Origin of the sequence: Pseudanabaena sp. 'Roaring Creek', from assembly GCF_001402795.1 — a bacterium.
Classification (GTDB): Bacteria; Cyanobacteriota; Cyanobacteriia; order Pseudanabaenales; family Pseudanabaenaceae; genus Pseudanabaena.
In genome coordinates this window covers 1-805 of sequence record NZ_LIRE01000585.1, presented here as the reverse complement: position 1 = coordinate 805, position 805 = coordinate 1, and the positions used below count along the sequence as shown (strand labels likewise).

Genomic DNA, 805 nt, shown 5'->3' with positions numbered 1-805 from the left:
GCATCATTAGATAACTCATCAATATCATTATCAGTTTTAGCAACCTGACCCCACCAGAGAACATCCACCGTAAAATCTAGTTCAGCCAGAAAATCAAGATTTTTCTCATGGCGGCGCATCACTGACGGGTTCGCAGCATCACCCGCATCGATCGCATATTCCAAACGAGTCACATCAGGCTTAGCCCCAATCGCGTCAAGGTAACTTTGTAAAGTTTTTTTACTAGCCACAAACTGACCGCCCGAAGCACCGATCGCTACACAGCCACGCAGCTTAGAAGCAAGATAAGGCTTAACGCCAGTACCCTCAACCAAGACCACACGCTGACGATCGACCTGAATATCACCATGAAAAGCCAGGGGTAACTCTCCATTTTGTTGCTGTGCCGAGATACCAAAAGGTTTATGCCACCGATAGCGCCCAGAACTAGCATTACGTAAACGGATTTGAAACCCGAGAATTTGACCTAAAGGATTCTTAATGGGCAGAATATAGCCAGAATTAGTTGATTTAGCACCTAAAAGCTTAATATCAATTTCAGACAAGCCACGACTAACTAAATCGGCTCTGTCTAAATTGTCTAGATCGAGTTTTTGTAAATAATTTTGATAAAGGCGATCGCGTTGAACCGCATCAGGCAACTTAGCCAAACCATCCCGCTTTGCCTTTTGTTGAGCTAGTTGCAGTTTTAAATTGCGATCGCGACGCTCTTGGCGCACTGACTCAGATTCGGGGCGTTTTCTAACATATTTACCCGCAAAGTAACTGCCATTGGTTTCGCCCAGATATTTCCAATCCGCCTGAC

General features: G+C 45.0%; 1 pseudogene. It reads right to left on the bottom strand.

Going from position 1 to position 805, the window contains the following annotated elements:
• Positions 1-805: pseudogene (locus tag AC805_RS26435) on the bottom strand (hypothetical protein); the annotation flags it as partial.